The 6,651-nt window shown below is 62.7% G+C and carries 7 protein-coding genes; 6 read left to right on the top strand and 1 reads right to left on the bottom strand.

The annotated features are described in order from the left end of the window. The first annotated feature begins 445 nt into the window (after positions 1-445). Together IPM27_11590 and IPM27_11585 are read left to right on the top strand one after the other, a co-directional pair. Positions 446-664: a hypothetical protein gene (locus IPM27_11590; protein ID MBK9162169.1), complete on the top strand. Its 219-nt coding sequence runs from the start codon at positions 446-448 to the stop codon at positions 662-664. A gap of 391 nt (positions 665-1,055) precedes the next feature. Continuing rightward, positions 1,056-1,610 carry a hypothetical protein gene (locus IPM27_11585; protein MBK9162168.1) on the top strand — a complete coding sequence of 185 codons (555 nt, stop codon included), beginning with the start codon at positions 1,056-1,058 and terminating at the stop codon, positions 1,608-1,610. A gap of 22 nt (positions 1,611-1,632) precedes the next feature. Here IPM27_11585 and IPM27_11580 read toward each other — a convergent pair whose 3' ends face one another. Then, on the bottom strand, positions 1,633-1,836 hold the full coding sequence (locus tag IPM27_11580; GenBank protein MBK9162167.1) for a hypothetical protein: 204 nt from the start codon (positions 1,834-1,836) through the stop codon (positions 1,633-1,635). 344 nt (positions 1,837-2,180) lie between these two features. Between IPM27_11580 and IPM27_11575 the strand changes: the two genes are divergently transcribed. The 4 genes from IPM27_11575 (at position 2,181) to IPM27_11560 (ending at position 5,824) form a co-directional block, all read left to right on the top strand. Next, positions 2,181-3,002 (top strand): hypothetical protein, encoded by an 822-nt coding sequence (locus IPM27_11575; protein MBK9162166.1) that lies wholly within the window; start codon positions 2,181-2,183, stop codon positions 3,000-3,002. Positions 3,003-4,324: 1,322 nt separating this feature from the next. Then, a complete protein-coding gene (locus IPM27_11570; protein MBK9162165.1) occupies positions 4,325-4,735 on the top strand; it encodes a hypothetical protein in 411 nt (136 codons plus the stop codon). Between the two features lie 2 nt (positions 4,736-4,737). Then, on the top strand, positions 4,738-4,902 hold the full coding sequence (locus tag IPM27_11565; protein ID MBK9162164.1) for a hypothetical protein: 165 nt from the start codon (positions 4,738-4,740) through the stop codon (positions 4,900-4,902). 334 nt (positions 4,903-5,236) lie between these two features. Then, positions 5,237-5,824 (top strand): hypothetical protein, encoded by a 588-nt coding sequence (locus IPM27_11560; protein MBK9162163.1) that lies wholly within the window; start codon positions 5,237-5,239, stop codon positions 5,822-5,824. Positions 5,825-6,651 lie beyond the last annotated feature (827 nt).

Here is a 6,651-nt window from a genome sequence, read left to right as displayed (position 1 = left end):
GTGTTCGAGATCACCACCTCCAACGGCTTCCGGCGATGAGTCACGGTGGAAGGCAACGATTTCGACGAGACCCTGCGCAGCCATGCCTACCTGTAATAAAATCGGACCTCGAACGCATGCCCGGGGTGGACAAGGTGCTCGCCATAAGCCTGTCCGATCCCGAGCTTGCAGATCAAAATTCCGCCCCGATGCACTACGGCCGCACGCGGGCTGAGCGCCGCCGACCTCGCCGATTCGGTGGTAGAAGCTGGTTCCGCGACTTGCCGTAAACGGGCCGGGTCGGGTGGGCGACGACGAATGGCTGTTGCGCGTGGTCGGGCAGGACCGCGACCCCGACTATCTGGCCGGACTGACCGTGTTTGGCCCCCACCCAGCGCCCGGAAAGAGATCCCGATAGAGGCGGTCGCGGAAGTGGCGCGCAGGCGCGGAAAATGCGTGATCTGTGGTGTCCCACAAAAGCCGCCCCGGCGTGCTGCTGGCCGTCAACAAGAAGAACTACACCAATACGCTGGAACTGGTGCGGCAGGTCGATCGGTATCTCGCGCAACAGGGCACGCGCATCGCTTCTTCCGGTGTGCAACTCACCCTTAACTCGACGACGCAGACCGTCCCCACCCGACAAGCCATCAGTCCTGATGGAGCGCAACGCCCTGCAAGGCCCTGATCCTTGTGCTGTTCTATCACCTGGCTGTTCCTCGGCAGCCGCATCCCCACCTGATCGCCCCTCCACGGCATCCCCTTCTCCCTGATCGGCACCATTCTTGGATATTGAACGGGCTCCGGTTACCCGCTCAATCTCACCGTCCTGCTCAGCGGCTCATCATCTCGCTCAGGCATGCTGGTGGATGATGCCATGGTGATCGTGAACGTATATTTTCCGCATCGCGCGCGCGGCGAATCCGCGGCAGGAATCCGCGCTCAACGCGATACGCAGCGTGGGCCTGCCCGATGCTCGCCTCGGTGCTCACCACCGTCGCCGCATTCCTGCCCGCTGATGCTGCTGCCCATCATCGGCGACTTCACGCGAAAGTGGACCCTTCGGGGTCGGGCTGGCATTGCTGATCGGCCTGCTCGAGGCCTTCTGGATGCTGCCCACTGCGCAGCGTGATCTGCACTGCGCGCCGGATTTCGTGCGCCCCTCGCGCCTGCGGATCTGGCGCACCAATTTCACCCACCTCCTGCGGTTGCGCTATTCGCGCTGGCTGCATCGGTCCTTGCGCCATGCCCGCAAGACGCTTGCCATCATCGTCATGCTGTTCGCGCTGGCGGTGGGCTCTGTCGTCAGGGGCTGGTCAGGACCAATTTCTTCGCCTTCGATCCGATGCGCCTGTTCTACGTCAGCTGGCCTGGACATGCCGCCGGGCACCGCAGTTGAGACTCCACGCTGCATGAAACCGAGCGACTGGAGGTCGCCGTCCAGGAAAACACCCGCGCCCCAGAAACGCGCCGTCTGCGCCTCCTACGCCGGGGTGAAGTTCACCGACACGGAGCCGCTCTGCAGTGACGCCTGGACAGACAGTTGTATCGCTATTGCCCCCCGGGTTGGCGACATGCGCGATGCCGACGTCATCGTCGAGGCGATGCGCAAGGAGATCGAATCCGCACGCTGAAGGGGCAAGGTGTCCTTCTGCGTCATGTCCGGCGGGCCGCCTTCCTCAAAAGCCCAATGGGGTCAAGCTGCGTCTGCGCGGCGACGATTATGCCGAACTGCGCCGCGCCGCCGATGCACTGCGCGCAAAAGGTGGCCCCGCTGTCCCGGGCATCCGCGACCTTGACGGTGACGACCTGCCGGGCCGCCATGAACTGGTGCTGCCAAGTGGACGGTGAAGCGGTCAAAGCCACACGCCTCGCGCCGAAGACCACAGCCCGTCGATTAAGCCTGCTGAGGGAACCGAGATCGTGCTGCTGAGCGCACCCAATGGGGCGAAAGATCGAAGGTGCGGATGCGCCCTGAGGCCGTCAACTGGACGATATGGAAGACCAACGCTGGCGTCGTAGTGCGCCGCCGGAGTGACCGAAGGAAAATACCCCGAAGCTCGCCAGTCTGGTCCCGACTGGCGGTCGCATCGCCGGGGTGATCAAGCGTTACGACCTGCGCCGCGCCGCTCTGCCAGGAGTTGATCTCAAACCGACCAGTCGCCAAACCGCGCTCGCCGCCGAAAATGCCCTGGCGCGCAGGCGTGAACAACCTCCTCGCCCGGGTTTCCGGCGCTCGGTCGATTATCTCCGGCGAAATGGACGACATCCAGAGTCTGGACTCCATGCCGCTGTTCCTGCTCGGCGTCGGCCTGATCTCACCTCATCCTCGCCACGCAGTTTCGCGGCTACTGGCAACCCCTGATGATCATCAGCACCGTGCCGATGGCGTTCAATGGCGTGCCTTCGAGCCTGCTGCTCCCGGGCAACCTGGTCGGTTGTACATATCGCCAGGGGTTATCGTGCTGGTCGGCATCGCGGTCAACTCCGCCATCAAGCTGATCGACGCCGCCAACCAGCGGCGCGACGGCACGACACCATCCACGCGGCGGTCTGCGGCGCGGCGGCGCGTGGTGCCCATCCTCATCACCACCACGACCACCACCAGGCGGCTCTCTCTGGCGCTCCGGCTGGCGGAAATCCTGATCTGGGGCCCGGTTGCTTCCTTCATCGTGTTCGGGCGGAGCATCTCTACCGTGCTCACCCTGTTCAGTCATGCCGCTGTCATGTCGTGCTGCGAAACCGCATCGGCATTCGTAAACAACCTTACCGGGGTTCCATGGCTGCACAATCTTGCGCACTCGTGTCATCAGATCGTGCAACGGCCGCGTTGTTTCCGTTTGGTGGGCACTTATACTTGCTTTAAGACAAATTTTTACCCCTCGAACGGGGGGACTATGTTGGAAAACTTGCGGTGTCCGGCTCTTAAGCCAACTGTTGTATTCTCTACTACCATCGCGTCCGTTTGCGAATGGGGAAATGTTGCCCCTGCAAGGCCCGCTGTCTTTGCAGGCGTGCATCGTTAACGGCGCGGTTGACGGTACGTTCACAAATCCTGATTCTCGAGCCAATTTCCTGATTTCCCAGTAAAACTGCGCCGCAGCCTGGATCGGCCGGGTTTTTTTTGACGGGATCGAAGTTGCGCGGAAAAGAAGGACCAATGCGACCAGCCGTGTTTACCGAATCTGCCAACAGCAACACTTGGCTAAATAGAACGCCTGTTAGGACTCCACCCTTCTGGGGCGGCGAACTGTTGATCCTCCGGAGGAACCAGCGACCTGGGATGCCGCCACTGCCCTTCCACAAAGGCGCGGCTACCAACACTGGCACGATTGCGGCAAATATCGGTACCGCACCTGTGGTCATACCGCTTCCGGGCATCCACTTAGACAGGCATGGGTGTGGCGGGAGCGACGCTGAGGTGGTGGCGGGGAACCCTCGATACGCGGCTACCCGCCGGGGACCTCCGATGCGGAGCGCGGTACGAGTCCTGCACGAGCGCATCACCGCCGCGCTCGAGGAATTGGCGGTGCAGGCGGAAGATGCCGGAAGCTTTTAGCGCGCACAGAGCGCATCGCCCGGCGCCGCGACACTGGGCAAGCCGACGCAGCTTAATTTGCGGCGCTTGAAAACCCTGGAACGCGGCTCGTGCCGGAAGCGGAGCGTTGGCAGCGAAACTGGAAACCGAAGTTCTCGGACGCCGGCCAGGCGGCATGTGTGGCCGCATCAGGGCGTACCTCTTGATGCGATGCGTCGCGCCTGGGCTTACCTGCTGTTCTTGCTGTTGCTGCCGTTTACCGCGCCGGCCTTGCGCGCTCAATGCGCCGCCGTTACTGATCGCACGCTGGGCCGGGACAGCGCTCCGGCCGACGGCATCAATACCATCGCGTTGTGGCGTCTGCTGGCGAGATTCTCCCCGCCTTGCCTCGTGGGCGCATTGTTGCTTCTGCGCAGCGCTGTGGGCGCGACTTCCATGGCTGTGGTCACCCTATCTCAAGTCAGCAGTCATCGGGATCCAATCGACTGCGCCGCGTGCAGAAACTGGCGATCACACCGCACACGCTGGGCGGCTGGCGCCCGCAATTGCGCCATCCGCTGTCAAACTGGCGCGCGTCGCTGGAGGATTGCATGAGGTCACGGAATGCCTAGCACCGCACGGACACTGCCCGCACTGTATGAACACGAGATGTTTTTTGGGGCGTTCTGCTCGTCACCATCGTGCTTCTCTCCGTGGGTATGTTCTGGGGCGATAATGCGCTGATGTTTCAAGCGCGGGGCTCGTCGCAGCGCTGATGCTGGTGGCCTGCCGACCGGCACTGCAACACCGTCGCCTCGATTGCGATGGCGTTTGCTGTTCTACCCGGTCGCGATGAACGTGCATTTCCAGCAAGGTGCGCTTGCCGTGCCAGACAATCTCCAGCAGCGAGGAAGATACCATATTGCGCGGCATCGACAGCGCGCTGCTCGGGCGACACCCTCCATGTTGTGGCAGCACCTGGTCACGCCGGGGCTCACTGAACTGATGAGGTCTGTTTTCCTGTTCTTCTTCCCCTATCTGATCATGGGGGGTAGTGGTGGAATTTTCTCGACCTGGATGTGGCGCTACAAGTCCTTCATCGCCGGCTCTGTTTTCGCTTCTATGGTGTCGGTTTCCTCGGCACACGCTGGTGCGCTGCCGGCCTGCCTCGCCTTCGGCGACGCATTCGCCACGCAGCTGACGCGGCGGGCCGCTGACGGTGTTCACTGCCCCGACTGGTAAAGATGGGATCAACAGGCGTGGACGTGGTTCCCCCCAGCCTGCATGTGGCGGTGTCTCTGTTCATCCTCGGCTTCGAGTTCCGGCACAACCGCCGCCGCTTCTGGATCTGCCGTTACCGTGCCTGGGCGCGGGAGCTCCAGCCCTGTACCTGCGCCACCACTACCTGATCGACGTACTCCGCGGGCACTGCTGGCCGCCTGGGCACTGTGGATCGCGAACCGGACCACCCCAACCACGGAGAAGTCCTGCAGGACCCAGGCGCTCGCGCTCACCGAACCTGATGCCTGCCGCCATGAGCGTTCCGGCGGCAGGGTGTAACCTCTCGCTGCTCACGCAACGCGGCCTTCCGGTCCCCTCCGGGTTCGTGGTGACAGCAAGCGCTTACCGCGGATACACCGCGGACCGCCGCGACCTTGGCACCGCCGGGTCGCGGCATTTGACTATGCCAACGCCGCAAAGCTGCAGGGACAGGCCGCACAATTGCGTGCCGAGCTCGAGTGGATGCCGTTACCTGTCTCGCTGGAGGCTTCCGTGCGCCAGCAACTTGCCCGCATTTCCGCCCGAGTGGCATTCTCCCGTGCGCTCTTCTCCACCTTCGAAGACCTGGCCAGTGTGGCGTTTGCCGGGCATCGCGACAATTGGGCCTCGCATCCACGGCGCGCAGACGCCATCCTCGAACGCATCCGCGCCTGCAAGCCTCGGCGTGGCAGGATCGTGCCATCGCCTACCGTCAGCGGCTCGGCTTCGACCAGTTGCAGGCGACCATGGCGGTGGTCACCAGGCGATGATCCCGTCGCGAATTTTGGGGTCGGCTTCGCCCTCAACCCGATCAGCGGCAACATCGCACGATGCTGGTCAATGCCAACTTCAGGTTTGGTGAATCGGGTGGTCAGCGGCGAAGGCGCGATCGACCAGTTCGTGCTGGCGCGCGACGGCAGCCTGCTCGGTAGCGCCATCGGCGAGGAAAAACCCAGCGCATCGTCAACACTCCGCGATTGCGCGGTCGGTCGAACAGTTTGGAAGGCGAGGATGCGAACCCGGGCCAGCATGGACGAAACACAACCGCCGGACTGGCCTTTACCTTTTTAAGCGGAGTGCCGTGTCGAGAGGCCTCGTACCAGTTCCGGGGCGATCGAATGGGCGATCAGTTCCGGCAAGCTGGGCTGCTGCAATCGCGCCCGATCACCAGCATCCGCCGCGCTGGACGCGGCAAAGATCCCGCCGGGCGCTTCCCTAACGTGATCACGCCGCTGGCTTGGGGAAATGGTCGAGGACGATTTCCACCGACTCACTCAACCACTCGTTCAGGCTGATGGGCTACCCGGCGTTTTCCGCGCAGTGGTTCGCAGTGATGTTCGATCACTGCATCTGCGGCAACCAGAACGCGGTGCAAATCTACGGCCTGCCGCATGCCGTTCCGCGATCCGCAACTGGAGGAACTCAGCCGCCATTCCGCACTTGCTGCAGTGACTATGCATGGGTGCAGGACCTGGCCGCTTGAATGGTCGCGCGACCTCGACCACTACCCTGCTGACGCAGCGCGAACTCAACGGCCGAAAACCTGCAAGGCGAGCCTGACCTGAGTGGTGGCATTACGTGCTGCGCAAGAACTAAGCTCGGCGCCGATTATTTCCTGCCCAACATCCCCATCTCCATCACCCGGCCGCACGCTTTATCGTCTGTTGCACGGTCTGCGCAGATGCTGACTACAAGCGAAATCCGCAGGAAGCGGCGGCGCTGTTCGATACACTTGATCGCTCCACCGAAACCAAGGCTTGAGTCATCGGCCAGGGAACTGGCCGCGCTTTCCAATGAGATCCGCAGCGATACCAATCTCAAAGGGTCAATTTCTCGTCGGCACCTTCACGCACGCGGATCGAGACGGGCCATCTGAGAGGGCGCATCCATTTTTCACC

Source organism: Nitrosomonadales bacterium (assembly GCA_016716325.1).
GTDB lineage: Bacteria > Pseudomonadota > Gammaproteobacteria > Burkholderiales > Gallionellaceae > Gallionella.
This window is presented reverse-complemented; position numbering and strand designations above follow the sequence as displayed.

Coding starts and splice junctions, on each gene's coding strand:
- IPM27_11565 (MBK9162164.1), top strand. CDS start 4,738: ATGGGATCAACAGGCGTGGACGTGGTTCCCCCCAGCCTGCATGTGGCG.
- IPM27_11560 (MBK9162163.1), top strand. CDS start 5,237: ATGCCGTTACCTGTCTCGCTGGAGGCTTCCGTGCGCCAGCAACTTGCC.